This is a genomic window from Actinoplanes sp. NPDC048796, assembly GCF_040650035.1.
Classification (GTDB): domain Bacteria; phylum Actinomycetota; class Actinomycetes; order Mycobacteriales; family Micromonosporaceae; genus Actinoplanes.
Window position 1 is genome coordinate 1 of sequence record NZ_JBEZGO010000017.1, and the last position, 13,473, is coordinate 13,473.

13 protein-coding genes are annotated in these 13,473 nt (G+C 70.3%); 6 read left to right on the forward strand and 7 right to left on the reverse strand.

Going from position 1 to position 13,473, the window contains the following annotated elements; translation table 11 throughout:
• Window positions 1–91 precede the first annotated feature (91 nt).
• Window positions 92–1,048 carry a sigma-70 family RNA polymerase sigma factor gene (locus AB0C26_RS39755; protein WP_360258565.1) on the reverse strand — a complete coding sequence of 319 codons (957 nt, stop codon included), beginning with the start codon at window positions 1,046–1,048 and terminating at the stop codon, window positions 92–94.
• Window positions 1,049–1,142: 94 nt separating this feature from the next.
• On the opposite strand from AB0C26_RS39755, the gene AB0C26_RS39760 reads away from it, so the two are divergent.
• Window positions 1,143–1,934, forward strand: coding sequence for an alpha/beta hydrolase (locus AB0C26_RS39760; RefSeq protein ID WP_360258941.1), 792 nt, complete (start codon window positions 1,143–1,145; stop codon window positions 1,932–1,934).
• On the opposite strand, the gene AB0C26_RS39765 is transcribed toward AB0C26_RS39760, so the two are convergent.
• Genes AB0C26_RS39765 through AB0C26_RS39785 form a run of 5 tightly spaced genes read right to left on the reverse strand, consistent with a single transcriptional unit; the run spans window position 1,868 to window position 6,627 of the window.
• Complete coding sequence (locus tag AB0C26_RS39765; RefSeq protein WP_360258568.1) at window positions 1,868–2,419, reverse strand: hypothetical protein; 552 nt, start codon at window positions 2,417–2,419, stop codon at window positions 1,868–1,870. The genes AB0C26_RS39760 and AB0C26_RS39765 overlap by 67 nt on opposite strands.
• 17 nt (window positions 2,420–2,436) lie before the next feature.
• Entirely contained in the window at window positions 2,437–3,267 is an 831-nt protein-coding gene (locus AB0C26_RS39770; RefSeq protein ID WP_360258571.1) for a carbohydrate ABC transporter permease, read from the reverse strand.
• Window positions 3,267–4,208 (reverse strand): sugar ABC transporter permease, encoded by a 942-nt coding sequence (locus AB0C26_RS39775; RefSeq protein WP_360258574.1) that lies wholly within the window; start codon window positions 4,206–4,208, stop codon window positions 3,267–3,269. Before AB0C26_RS39775 ends, AB0C26_RS39770 begins: the two co-directional genes overlap by 1 nt.
• Window positions 4,209–4,254: 46 nt before the next feature.
• Entirely contained in the window at window positions 4,255–5,577 is a 1,323-nt protein-coding gene (locus AB0C26_RS39780; protein WP_360258577.1) for an extracellular solute-binding protein, read from the reverse strand.
• Window positions 5,578–5,592: 15 nt separating this feature from the next.
• Entirely contained in the window at window positions 5,593–6,627 is a 1,035-nt protein-coding gene (locus AB0C26_RS39785; protein WP_360258580.1) for a LacI family DNA-binding transcriptional regulator, read from the reverse strand.
• Between the two features lie 207 nt (window positions 6,628–6,834).
• On the opposite strand from AB0C26_RS39785, the gene AB0C26_RS39790 reads away from it, so the two are divergent.
• Genes AB0C26_RS39790 through AB0C26_RS39810 form a run of 5 tightly spaced genes read left to right on the forward strand, consistent with a single transcriptional unit; the run spans window position 6,835 to window position 13,271 of the window.
• A complete protein-coding gene (locus tag AB0C26_RS39790; RefSeq protein WP_360258583.1) occupies window positions 6,835–8,115 on the forward strand; it encodes a Gfo/Idh/MocA family oxidoreductase in 1,281 nt (426 codons plus the stop codon).
• Complete coding sequence (gene uxaC, locus AB0C26_RS39795; protein ID WP_360258586.1) at window positions 8,112–9,527, forward strand: glucuronate isomerase; 1,416 nt, start codon at window positions 8,112–8,114, stop codon at window positions 9,525–9,527. Before AB0C26_RS39790 ends, uxaC begins: the two co-directional genes overlap by 4 nt.
• Window positions 9,524–10,789 carry an enolase C-terminal domain-like protein gene (locus AB0C26_RS39800; protein ID WP_360258589.1) on the forward strand — a complete coding sequence of 422 codons (1,266 nt, stop codon included), beginning with the start codon at window positions 9,524–9,526 and terminating at the stop codon, window positions 10,787–10,789. Before uxaC ends, AB0C26_RS39800 begins: the two co-directional genes overlap by 4 nt.
• A complete protein-coding gene (locus tag AB0C26_RS39805) occupies window positions 10,780–12,192 on the forward strand; it encodes a mannitol dehydrogenase family protein (RefSeq protein WP_360258592.1) in 1,413 nt (470 codons plus the stop codon). The genes AB0C26_RS39800 and AB0C26_RS39805 overlap by 10 nt, the downstream gene beginning before the upstream one ends.
• Window positions 12,189–13,271, forward strand: a complete 1,083-nt coding sequence (locus tag AB0C26_RS39810; RefSeq protein ID WP_360258595.1) for a Gfo/Idh/MocA family oxidoreductase — start codon at window positions 12,189–12,191, stop codon at window positions 13,269–13,271. Before AB0C26_RS39805 ends, AB0C26_RS39810 begins: the two co-directional genes overlap by 4 nt.
• On the opposite strand, the gene AB0C26_RS39815 is transcribed toward AB0C26_RS39810, so the two are convergent.
• On the reverse strand, window positions 13,206–13,466 hold the full coding sequence (locus tag AB0C26_RS39815) for a hypothetical protein (RefSeq protein WP_360258598.1): 261 nt from the start codon (window positions 13,464–13,466) through the stop codon (window positions 13,206–13,208). The two genes, AB0C26_RS39810 and AB0C26_RS39815, sit on opposite strands and share 66 nt — an antisense overlap.
• Window positions 13,467–13,473 lie beyond the last annotated feature (7 nt).

The window sequence follows — 13,473 nt, forward strand, 5'->3', positions numbered from 1 at the left end:
ACATCGTCACCAGGAACGATCGCCCGAAAAGCACACCCAGAAAGAAGCCCTCAACCACTCCACGGCCACGCCGAACAGGTTAAAACTCAAGCTAGCCGAGGTGGGCCGGGAGGCCGAACAGGGGGAACAGCCGCGGGGTGTCGAGGAAGTTGGTGACCCGGGCGATCCGGCCCTCGGAGATCTCCAGGACGATCAGCGCCCACGGGTCGTGGCCGGCGCCGGACAAGGAGGGGCGGTACTGGCCGAAGGCCGGCAGGCCGCTCGCCGCCACCGGCAGCAGGCGGGAGCCTCGGCAGCCCGAGCCGGTTCCGCTCATCCAGGCCGTGATGTCGTCGGGGCCTCGCAGCCACAGCGGGAGCGGCGGCATGTTCAGGGTGGCGTCCTCGTGCAGGAGCGAGGTCAAAGCCTTCAGGTCGTACGACTCGAAGGCGCTCACGTATCGCGCCAGCAGCGATTTCTGGTCCTTGTCGAGGGGCTTGTAGACCTCGGCGGTGTCAACCGAAGACAGCGTCGCCCGGGCCCGCTGCAAAGCGCTGTTCACCCCGGCCACCGACGTGTCCAGCAGGTCGGCCACCTCCTGGGCCGACCACGCCAGCACCTCGCGCAGGATCAGCACCGCGCGCTGCTTGGCCGGCAGGTGTTGCAGGGCGGCCACGAAGGCCAGCCGGATCGACTCGCGCTCGGCGATCACATGAGCCGGGTCGACCACCTTGTCGTCGGGGATCGGGCCGACCCAGATCTGGTCGGGGCGGGGCTCGCCGGGGTCGGTCGCGTGGCCGGAACCGGCCGGGCCGAGGTCCATCGGGCGGACCCGGCGCTGGGCGCTGCCGAGCATGGTCAGGCAGACGTTCGTGGCGATGCGGTAGAGCCAGGAGCGCAGCGCCGCCCGCCCTTCGAAACTGTCGTAGCTCTTCCAGGCGCGCACCATCGTGTCCTGCACCGCGTCCTCCGCCTCGAAGCCGGAGCCGAGCATGCGGTAGCAGTAGCCGGTCAGCTCGGGCCGGAAAGCCTCCAGCTGCGTCTCGATCGGGGCGGTGACGTCGCTCACCCCGACGAATCTATCGGAAAAAGTTGTGTCCGCCGCGATGAGTTTCCCCGGGTGGGCGAGTCTGACCGGGCACAGACGCATTCGATGAGGAGACATCATGTACGCCGAGGTCAACGGACTCAACCTCTACTACGAGACGCACGGCGAGGGTACGCCGCTGATCCTGCTCCACGGTGGCCTCGGCTCGGGCGAGATGTTCGCGGCCATCCTGCCCGCGTTCGCCGACCACCACCGGGTGATCCTGCCCGACCTTCAGGGTCACGGCCGTACGGCCGACATCGACCGGCCGTTGAGCATCGAGGCGATGGCCGACGACATCGCCGCGCTCATCGACCACCTGGGACTCGAGAAGCCGGACGTGGTGGGTTTCTCGCTCGGTGGCGGCGTCGCCCTGCTGCTCGCCATCCGCCACCCGGACAAGGTCGGCCGCGTGGTGTCCGGCTCGGCCGGAATCCGGCGTGGCGCCACCTACCAGGAGATCCTCGACCAGCAGGGCCAGGTCGGGGCGGCCGCCGCCGAGTTCATGAAGGACACCCCGATGTACGAGCTGTACCAGCGGGTGGCGCCGCGGCCGGAGGACTTCCCGCGCCTGCTCGACAAGATCGGCCAGGCGATGGCCCAGGACTTCGACTACACCGAGGAGGTCAAGAGGATCAGCGTGCCGACCCAGATCGTGGCCGCCGACGCCGACATGTGCCCGCCGAGCCATTTCGTCGAGGTGTTCGGGCTGCTCGACGGCGGTCACCGGGACGGCGGCTGGACGGGTGAGGGCCGGCCGAAGGGCGGGCACGCGCTCGCCATCCTGCCGGGCCTGACCCACTACAACGTCGTCGACTCCCCCCTGTTCGCGGCGGTCGCCCTCGACTTCGTCGACAGGAAGGACTGAACGGCGAAAAGCGCGAAACCCACAAGGACAGGCACGAGTACGGGGTGTACGAGCATCCCCAGCACGGCGACGATCACCACGATCCCGCCGACGGGGGCAAGCAACGCCGGGCGGGCCACCACGGTGGCCCGTGCCAGGCGGAGCGACCCGACACCAGCCACCAAAGCCGCAAATCCGATAAGTCCGACTCCGATGATCAAGACGACGGTGATCACGAGTCGCCCGCCCGGGACAGCGCCACGGGACAGCGCTGCCACGTCGACCGCGATCAGCCAGACCGCCGCGAGCAACAGCGGACCGGCCAGGAGGCCGCGGACAAAACGGGCACGGAACAGCGCCCATGATTCCGCGAAGGTGAGCCACCGTCCATACACGATGTGGTTCTGAATAGAGGCGGCCCCGACCAGGAAGGCCGCTCCCAGCGTGACCACCGGAAGGGACAAGAGGGTCACCACGATGCCGAGCAGGGCCAGGTCGGCGGCCACCCGCCACGAGTCGTGTTTCATCCCTTGAGCCCGCTCGTGTTGATGCCCTCGACCAGCAGCCGCTGGAAGGCCACGAAGAACAGGAAGACCGGGACCAGCGACAGCAGCGACATCGCGAACATCGGGCCGACCGAGCTCTCGCTGGTGGAGTCGATGAACAGCGTCAGCGCGACCGGCGCCGTGTAGTCCTTGAGCTCGGACAGGTAGACCAGCTGCCGGAAGAAGTCGTTCCAGGTCCAGATGAACGAGAAGATCGCCGTCGTGACCAGCGCCGGCCGCGAGAGCGGCAGGATCACATGACGGAAGATGCTGTACGGGGACGCGCCGTCGATCACCGCGGCCTCGTCCAGCTCGCGCGGGATGCCGCGCATGAACTGCACCATCAGGAAGACGAAGAACGCCTCGGTGGCCAGGAAGTGCGGCACCAGCAGGGGCAGGTACGGCCAGTCGCCGCCGACCCAGCCCAGCGTCCGGAACAGGATGTACTGCGGGATGATCAGCACGTGGCCCGGCAGGAGCAGCGTACCGATCATGATGGCGAACCAGAAGCCGCGCATCCGGAACCTCAGACGGCCGAAGGCGTACGCGGCCAGCAGGCAGCTCAGCGTGTTGCCGACCACCGTCAGCACGGCCACCATGGCGCTGTTGAGGAAGAACCGGCCGAAGGCCTCGTCGAACTTGTTCCAGCCCTCGCTGAAGTTCGACGGGGTGAACTCCCGCGGGATCAGCCCGATGTTGTTGACGATCTCCTCGGGCGACTTGAACGACGTGCCGACCATCCACACCAGCGGATAGAGCACGATCGCGAGAATGACGATCAGCGCGGCAAGTCTGATCTTCGAAGACATCACCGCTCCTCGTTGTCGGAGTAGTGGACCCAGAACTTGCCGGTGTTGAAGAGCACCACGGTGATCAGGCCGACCACGAGCAGGAAGACCCAGGCCATGGCCGAGGCGTAGCCCATGTTCAGCTCGACGAAGCCCTTGTTGTACAGGTGCAGCGTGTACATCAGCGTCGAGTCGACCGGGCCGCCGGTGCCGCCGCTGAGCACGAAGGCCGACGTGAAGCCCTGGAAGCCGTGGATGGTCTCGAGGACCAGGTTGAAGAAGATGACCGGCGACAGCATCGGCAGCGTGATGTGGGTGAACTGGCGCCAGGCGCCGGCCCCGTCGACCGAGGCCGCCTCGTACAGCTCGGCCGGCACCTGCTTGAGACCGGCCAGGAAGATCACCATCGGGGCGCCGAACTGCCAGATGGCCAGCAGCATCAGCGTCTCGAGCGCCCACTGCGGATCGTTCACCCAGGGCGCGCCCTCGATCCCGAACAGGGCCAGGAACGAGTTGAAGGCGCCCTCCCGGTTGAACATGCTGCGCCAGACGATCGCCACGGCCACGCTGCCGCCGAGCAGCGACGGCAGGTAGAACAGGCCGCGGAACACCGCGATGCCCTTGAACGCCTTGTTGAGCAGCAGCGCCACCCCGAGCGCGGCGGCCAGCTTGAGCGGCACGGCGACCAGCGCGAAGGTGACGGTGACGCGCACCGCGTGCCAGTACGACGGATCGGCCGTGAACATCTCGCGGTAGTTGTCGAACCCGACCCACTGCGCCTCACCGACGTCGATGAGCGGGCTGTAGTCGGTGAAGCTCAGGTACAGCGAGAGCAGCATCGGGATCGCCGTGATGCCCAGCAGCCCGAGCAGCCACGGTGAGAGGAAAACGTATCCGGCCAGGTCCTCGCGGCGCCGGCGCGCCCGGCCGCCCCGCCGCGGGGCGGCGGGGGGCGGGGGCACGGGGCCGGTCGGACGGACCGGTATCTGAGCCGTTGTCACAGTTGTCTTAACCCTGTCCGATGGCCGCCTTGGCGGCGGTGACGAAGGCCGCGGCCCCCTGCTCCGGCGTCTGACGGCCGTACTGGACCTCCTCGGCGATGCGGACCAGCTCGGTCTTGACCTTGCTGTGGCCGGCCGGCGGGACGCTGGGCGAGGTCGGGCCGAACTTCTTGCTCAGCTCGTCCTGCACGGCGATGGTCTGCTTCATGGCCGGGTCGGTGGCGGTCTCGGCGACCGTCTTGCGGACGTCGAGGTTGGGCGGCAGGCCCCGGTCGGTGCCCAGGATCTTGCCCGCCTCGGGGTCGTTGGCCAGGAAGTTCAGCACGTCGACGGCGGCGTCCTTGTGCTTGGTGCCGCGGAAGGCCGAGAAGTACATGGAGGCGCGGGCCCACTGCGCGCTCGGGTCACCCGGGTACGCGATGACGCCCAGCTCGCTCTTGGTGTTCTTCTTCAGCTCCGGCATCTGGTTGACCCAGACCCACGACGTGCCGGCCTTGCCGGTGACCACCAGCTGCTTGCTGATGTCGGTGGCGTTGCCCTCGTGGATCACGTCCGGGGTCGGCGTCGCCCCCTGCTCGCGGGCGCCCTTCCACAGCTGGAACCACTTGGTGATGTCGGCCTCGTCGAAGGCGAGCGTCTTGTCCTTGTACAGGTCCTTGCCGTTCTGCCGCAGGTAGACCCAGAGCGCCTGGTAGACCGCGCTCGGGTCCTGGGTGCCGGGCACCTTGGCCGTCTTGGAGACGGTGGCCGCCCAGGAGATGAAGTCCTCCCAGCTCATGCCGGTCTTGGGCTCGGGCAGCTTGTTCGTGGTGAGCAGCGTCTTGTCGTACACCAATCCCTGGGTGTTCTCGCCCATGGACAGCCCGGCCAGCTTGCCGTCGACAGTCCCGTAGTCGATCAGGCCCTTGGAGATCTTGGTGATGTCGAGCTTGCCGCTCTCGGTGTAGGGCTTGAGGTCGAGGGTGACGTTGCGTTCGGCGTACTCGGAGATGTAGTTGTCGTCGATCTGGAAGATGTCCGGGGCGTTGCCGCCCGCGGTGAGCGTGGCCAGCTTGTCGAAGTAACCCTGGTTGGCCTGCCAGGTCTTCTTGAACGTCACGTTGGGGTGCTTGGCGGTGTAGAGGTCGAGCGCCTTCTCGGTGAGTTCGGCGCGTTTCTCCGCACCCCACCAGAAGAACGACAGTTCGACCTTGTCACTGCCCGAGCCACCACCGTCGTCGTCACCACCGCACGCCGCCGCCGGAAGGAGCAGAGGCAGGGTGAGAACGGCGGCGAGCAGCCGGCGTCGGGTACGTTGAGCGGGCGTGAGACCCCTCGTGATGGGCTCCATGGCGCGTACTCCTTTTTAGGAGGCGACACCTCCGGGGGCGATCACGTCGCCCGGGTCCGCAGGGCTGTGCGGACCCGGGCCCGGCCCCGTCGAGTCGCGGATGACCAGTTCGGTCTGCAGATGGACGTGAGCGGTGGTGCGGCGGTCGTCGCCATGCGCGAGCAGCATGTCGACGGCAGCCCGACCGGCGGCGGCGGTGGGAGTCGCCACCGTGGTCAGCTTCGGGCGGGTGAGCCGGCTGAGCATGATGTCGTCGATGCCGACGACGCTGACGTCGCCGGGCACGTGGGCACCGGCGGCCAGCAGACCCTCGATGAGACCGATGGCCATGAGGTCGTTGTAGGCCAGCACCGCTGTGGCGCCGGCCCGCAGCACGTCCTCGGCCACGGTCAGGCCGCCGACCTCGGTCGGCGGGTTCGGTCCGATGATGGTGAGCTCGGCGTTCGCGGCGCGCGCGGTGGCGGTCGCCGAGCGGCGGATCTCGCGGCTGGTCCACGAGCCGCGCGGGCCGCTGACCAGGGCGAGGTGGCGGTGGCCGAGCCCGGCGAGATGGTCGACGGCTCGGCGGGCGCCGCCGGCCACGTCCATCGCGACGGCCGGGATGCCGGCGATCTGCCGGTTGACGACGACCAGCGGCACCTCGCGGCTGAGCTGCTCGATCAGCGTGTTGCTCATCCGGGGGCTGCACAGCAGCACGCCGTCGACCTGCTTGGCCAGCGCGCGCACGACCTCTTCCTCGAGCGCCGGGTCCTCGTTGGTGTCGGCCACGAAGATGTGGTGGTCGTGCTTGCGGGCCTGGCTCTCGGCCGCCTTGATCAGCGGCGGGAAGAACGGGTTGGCGATGTCGGCCACGATCAGGCCGATGTTGTAGGTCCGGCCGGTGATCAGCGCCCGGGCCGCCCGGTTGGGCCGGTAGCCGAGCTGCTCGGCACAGGCCAGCACCCGGCTGCGCGTGTTCGGGTTGACCAGATGCGGCGCCGAGAAGGTCCGGGACACCGTCGAGATGTGCACGCCGGACGCCTTCGCGACATCGCGGATCGTTACTGACATGCCCACCTCCAATGTGTCCCCGGTCACGGGTTGACGCCCATTAATGCAAGCGGTTGCACACATGTCAATGCCGTTCTGTTGCAGGCAGGTGACGAACGGATACTGAGAAGGCGCTCTTAAGCGGACAAAAGCCAGCGGATCGTTGACTCACGGGGATCGATCTGTCTAACTTCCCTGCAAACCTTTGCTGCCCGGGAGGACTCCCGAATGAGACGCTTCGCCGTCGTCGGCGCCGGCTCGCGCGCCGAGATGTTCATCAGAGCGATCACCGCGGAACCCCACGCCGAGCTCGTCGCGCTGGCCGACGTCAACCAGTCGCGGATGGACGCGCACAACGGCTGGCTCGATGACCCCGTACCGACCTATCAGGCCGCCGACCTGGCCGCGATGCTCGCCAAGGAACGCGTCGACGAGCTGATCGTGACCAGCGTCGACAGCACCCACGCCGGGCACATCGTGACCGCCCTCGAGGCCGGCTGCGACGTCATCACCGAGAAGCCGATGACCGTCGACGCCGAGAGCTGCGCCACGATCCTCGACGCGGTGAGAAGGACGGGACGAAAGGTCCAGGTCGCCTTCAACTACCGGTTCAACCCGGTGCACGAGATGGTCCGCACGCTGCTCGCCCGCGGCGAGATCGGCGAGATCGGCTCGGTGCACTTCGAGTGGCTGCTCGACGTGCGGCACGGCGCCGACTACTTCCGCCGCTGGCACCGCGACAAGGCCAACTCCGGCGGCCTGCTCGTGCACAAGTCGGGCCATCACTTCGACCTGGTCAACTGGTGGCTCGGCGCCACGCCCCGGGAGGTCTACGCGCAGGGCCGGCTCTTCTTCTACGGCGAGGACGGCCGCCGCCACGGCTACGCCCGCGAGTACGAGCGGTCGACCGGCAGCCCCGGCGCGGCCGGCGACCCGTTCGCGCTCGACCTGGCCGGCAACGACAAGCTCAAGGCCCTCTACCTGGACGCCGAGGGCGACGACGGCTACCTGCGCGACCGCAACGTCTTCGCCCCCGGCGTCACCATCGAGGACGACCTGGCCGTGCTGGTCCGCTACGACACCGGCGCCACCATGACCTACCACCTCACGGCGTACGCGCCCTGGGAGGGATACCGCCTGATGGTCAACGGCAGCCGGGGCCGGCTCGAGCTCGAGGTGATCGAGAGCGACCACGTCAGCCCGGCCGCGGCCGGCGAGGTCAAGCAGGGCGCCTCCCCCGAGGCGGGCTCGGTGACGCTGACCATCCGGCCGTTCTGGGCGCCGCCGTACGCGGTGGAGCTCCAGCCGCGCAGTCGCGAGGGGCACGGCGGGGCCGACGCCCGGATGACCGGCGTGCTGCTGGGCGGCCGCGCCGACCCGATGAACCGCTCGGCGACCGCCCGGGACGGCGCGCTGGCGCTGCTGACCGGCCTGGCCGCCAACCGCAGCCTGCACGAGTCGGCCCCGGTCGCGGTGGCCGGCCTGCTCGGAGAGGAAGTTACCGCGTGACCGACCCCGTATTCGCCCTCGACCCGGCGCAGGCCGGCATCGCCCGCGAGCTGCACGCGGCCGCGCGCGACCTGCCGCTGCTCAGCCCGCACGGGCACGTCGACCCGGGCCTGCTGGCCGACGACGAGCCCTTTTCCGACCCGGCGCGCCTGCTGATCGTGCCCGACCACTACGTCACGCGGATGCTGCTGAGCCAGGGCATCGCGCCGGACCGGCTGGGCGTGCCGCGCCGCGACGGCGGGCCGGTCGAGACGGACGGGCGGGTCATCTGGCGGCTGCTGGCGGAGAACTGGCATCTCTTCCGGGGTACGCCGTCGCGGCTGTGGCTGGAGCGGACGTTCAGCACCGTGTTCGGCGTGGAGAAACGACTCGGCCCGGAGACGGCCGACGACGTGTACGACGAGATCGCCGCCCGCCTGGCCGAGCCGGCGTTCCGGCCGCGGGCCCTGTTCGAGCGGTTCGGCATCGAGGTGCTGGCCACCACCGAGTTCCCCACCGACGACCTGAGCCGGCACGCCAAGCTGGCCGCCGACGGCTGGGGCGGGCCGGGCGGCCGGGTGATCAGCACGTTCCGGCCGGACAACGTGGTCGACCTGGAGCGCGACGACTGGGCCGAGGCGGTGGCCCGGATGGGCGAGCTGGCCGGCCAGGACACCGGCACGTACGCCGGATATCTTCAGGCCCTGCGCCGGCGCCGGGAGGCGTTCATCGGGGCCGGCGCGACGTCGTCCGACCACGGGCACCCGACGGCGCGGACGGTCGCCCTCTCCCCCGCCGAGGCGGGCGCCCTGTACGACCGGGCGCTGCACGGCGAGGCGACTGCGGCCGACGCCGAGGCGTTCCGCGGGCACATGCTGCTGGAGTTCGCGCGGATGTCGCTCGACGACGGCCTGGTCCTGCAGCTGCACCCGGGCGCCGTGCGCAACCACAACCGGCGGCTGTTCGCTGCCCACGGGGCCGATGTGGGCGGGGACATCCCGCAGGCCACGTCCTATGTGGAGGCACTTCGGCCCCTCCTGGACGCGTACGGCATGGAACCGCAGTTGACGGTGGTCCTGTACACGCTCGACGAGCAGGCGTTCAGCCGGGAACTCGCCCCGCTGGCCGGCGGCTATCCGGCGCTGTTCCTGGGCGCGCCCTGGTGGTTCCTCGACACGCCGGGCGCCATGCTGCGCTTCCGCGAGGCGGTGACCGACTCGGCCGGCTTCTACAACACGGCCGGTTTCGTCGACGACACGCGCGCCTTCTGCTCGATCCCGGTCCGGCACGACATCGCGCGCCGGGTCGACGCCGCCTACCTCGCCTCGCTGGTCGTGCAGGACCGGCTGCCGCTCGACGAGGCCGCCGCGACGATGGCCGACCTCGCGTACCACCTCCCCAAGCGCATCTTCAAGATCGGCAGGACCGCATGATCACTGACGTACGGGTTCACGACGTCCGCTTCCCCACCGCGGCCGCCGGCGACGGCTCCGACTCGATCAACAAGGGCGACTACTCCGCCACCTACGTCGAGCTGGTGACCGACGGACCTTTCACGGGCACCGGATTCACCTTCACCAACGGCCGGGGCAACGAGATAACCGCGGCTTGTGTACGGGCTCTGGCCCCGGCCGTCCTCGCCATGGGCAACGATCCGCTCGAGTTCCTGCGGTCGCTCACCGCCGACGTGCAACTGCGGTGGATCGGGCCCGAGAAGGGCGCCCTGCACATGGCGACCGGCGCCCTGGTCAACGCGGTCTGGGACCTGCGGGCCAAGACCGAGGGCAAGCCGATGTGGCAGCTGCTCGCCGAGATGCCCACGGCCGATCTGGTCGCCTGCGTCGACTTCCGGCACATCGACGACGCCCTCACGCCGGGCGAGGCGGCCGCGATCCTCGACAAGGGCCGCGACGGCCTGGCCGACCGGCTCGCCCTTCTGCGCTCGGAGGGCTTCCCCTCGTACACCACCAGCGTCGGCTGGCTCGGCTACCCGGACGACAAGGTGCGGCAGCTGACCCGTACCGCGTACGCCGAGGGCTGGCGGGCCATGAAGATGAAGGTCGGCGGGCCGATCGAGGACGACGTACGCCGGGCCCGGATCATCCGCGCCGAGATCGGGCCGGACGCGCTGCTCATGATGGACGCCAACCAGATCTGGGGCGTCGACGAGGCGATCGCCAACATGGCCCGGCTGGCCGAGTTCGACCCGTACTGGATCGAGGAGCCGACCCACCCGGACGACGTGCTCGGCCACGCCCGCATCCAGCGCGCCGTGACGCCGGTCCGGGTCGCCACCGGCGAGGTGGCGGCCAACCGGGTCATCTTCAAGCAACTGCTGCAGGCCGAGGCGATCGGCGTCATGCAGATCGACGCGTGCCGGGTCGCCGGCATCCCCGAGGTGCTGGCCGAACTGCTGCTCGCCGCCAAGTTCGGGGTTCCGGTCTGCCCGCACGCCGGCGGGGTCGGCCTGTGCGAGCTCGTCCAGCACCTGGCGATCTTCGACTACCTGCGGGTGGGCACGTCCCTCGACGGCCGCATGGTCGAGTACGTGGACCATCTCCACGAGCACTTCACCGACCCCGTACGGACCCGGAACGGCCGTTATCTCGTACCGGAGAAACCCGGCTACAGCTCCGACCTGAAGCCCGAGTCGATCGCCGAGTTCTCCTTCCCCGAGGGGCCGGCATGGAACTGACCCGAACGTCGCTGCCCGCGCCGGGCGTCGTGCACCTCGGACTCGGCGCCTTCTTCCGGGCCCACCAGGCGGTCTACACCGAGGACGCGATGGCCGCGGCCGGCGGCGACTGGGGCATCGTCGGGATCGCCCCGCGCTCGCGCGCCGTCGTCGACGCGCTGCGCGCCCAGGACTTCCGCTACAGCGTCACCACGCTCGGCCCGTCCGGCACCAGCACCCGGGTGATCAGCGCGCTGGCCGGCGCGCTGCCGGCCCGCGCCGACCCGGCCGCCGTGGTGGCGCTACTGGCCGACCCGGCGATCCGGGTCGTCACGCTGACCGTCACCGAGAAGGGCTACAAGCTCGACCCGGCCACCGGGCGGCTGCTGCTCGACGACGACCTGCGGGCCGACCTCGAGACCGACCGCGCGCCGCGGACCGTGCCCGGCCTGCTCATCCGCGGCCTGGCCGCCCGGCGGCGGGCCGACGCCGGGCCGATCGCGCTGGTCAGCTGCGACAACCTGCCGTCCAACGGCCACCGGTTGCGCGGGCTCGTGCACCACCTGGCCGCGGCGACCGGGACCGCCGAGTGGGTGGCGTCCAGCGTGACCTTCCCGGGGACCATGGTCGACCGGATCGTCCCGGCCAGCACGGCCGAGACCTACGCGATCGCGGAGCGCGCCCTGGGCGTCCGGGACGACGCGGCGGTCAGCGGCGAGCCGTATCGCCAGTGGGTCATCGAGGACGACTTCCCGGCCGGGCGTCCCGCCTGGGATCTCGCCGGGGCCGTCCTCACCGACGACGCGCAGCCGTGGGAGCGCCTGAAGATCCGTACCCTCAACGGGGTGCACTCGGCGATCGCCTACCTGGGCGCGCTGGCCGGCCGCGAGACCATCGCGGCCGCCCTCCAGATGCCCGGCATGCTCCCCGCGATGCGGCACTTCATCGCCGACGACATCACCCCGTGCCTGTCGCCGCCGCCCGGGGTCGACCCCTCGGCGTACGGGGAAGAGGTGTTGACCCGCTTCGAGAATCCGGCCATCGCCTATCGCACCCTGCAGGTGGCGGGCGACGGCTCGCAGAAGCTCCCGCAGCGGGTCCTGCACACCATCCAGGACTGCCGCAAGGCCGGTTCGATGCCGCGCTGGGGCGCGCTCGTGGTCGCGGCCTGGATGCGCTTCGTGCAGGGCACCGCCGACGACGGCCGCGCGCTGCCGCTGGACGATCCGCTGGCCGACCGGATCCGGGCCCGGCTCGCGGCCGCTCCCGCCTCTGCCGAGGGTGTGGTGGACGCGCTGCTCGGCCTGGACACCGTCTTCGCCGCCGACCTGGCCGACGACGCCGGCCTGCGCGCCGAGATCGTCTCGTGGCTCACGGCACTGACGAAGCACGGCGTCGCGGACACCCTGGCCGGTGTGCGGTGAAGGTCGCTCTGATCGGCGCCAACGGCCATGGGGCGTGGCATCGCCGGAACATCTCCGGCACATCGCATGTGCAGTTCGTGGGCATGGCCGACCCCCAGCCCGTCGCCGAGCCCGAGGCGCCGGTCTTCACCGACCACCGCACGCTCCTGTCGGCGACCCGGCCCGACGTGGTGGTGATCTGCACGCCGCCACCGACGCACCTGCCGATCGCCCTGGACGCCCTCTCGTACGGCTGCGACCTGCTCCTGGAGAAACCACCGGTGCTGTCCCGGGCCGACCACGCGACGCTCACGTCGGCTCTGACGGCGTCCGGCCGCGTCTGTCAGGTCGGATTCCAGGCTCTGGGCTCGGCCGCGTGGTCCCGTTTTCGCGACGCTCTGCCCACCCCGCTGACGGGGATCGGGGCGGTGGCGTCGTGGCAGCGCGACGACGCCTACTACGCCCGCGCCTCGTGGGCGGGCCGCCGGGGCGTCGACGGCGCGCTGGTCAACCCCTTGGCCCACGCCGTCATGCAGGCCCTGGCCACGGGCACCGCGGCCGGCGCCGGGCGGCCCCGCCAGCTGGCCGTCGAGCGCTACCGCACCCGGGACATCGAGGTGGACGACACCGCTTTCGCCCGGGTCACCTTCGACAGCGGCCTCCAGCTCCTGGTGGCCGTGACACTCGCCGGCGAGGACTTCATCGCGGGCGAGATCGAGGCCCGGGGCGCCGGCGGCCGGGCCCTCCTGGAGTATCCGACCGACCGCCTGGCCCGACCCGGCGCGGCCACCCTGGCCGAGGTCCCCGGCCGGGCCGATCTGCTCACCAACCTGCTCGACCACCGCGCCGACGGCACCCCGCTGCTGGTTCCGTTGGCCGTCACCGCCGATTTCACCGCGGTGCTGGAAACTCTGGCCGGCGCCCCGCTCCCCCGGCTGCTCGCCGGCGACACGGTGGCCGTCGACGGCCCGCACCGCACCATCCTCGGCATCAACGAGGTGCTGGTGAAGGCCGCCGCCACCCTGTCTCTGCCGTCAGAGCTCGGACTGCCCTGGGCCGTCCGCCCCTACCGGCGCCGGCTCCTCCTCGATCACCGGTGAGGCGGTGAGCAGCTCGACCTCCCAGTGCTCGACCAGGCCCTCGCCCTCCTCGTCGGCCTCCAGGTAGCTGCGCACGCGGACGCCCAGGCCCAGCTGGTTCGCGGCGCGCAGATGCTCGGTGACGTCGTCGATGCCGGTCAGGTAGTGGGTGGCGATGAGGTCGGGCTGCACGGTGCTTTCGTCAAGGTCGGTCACGGCACCA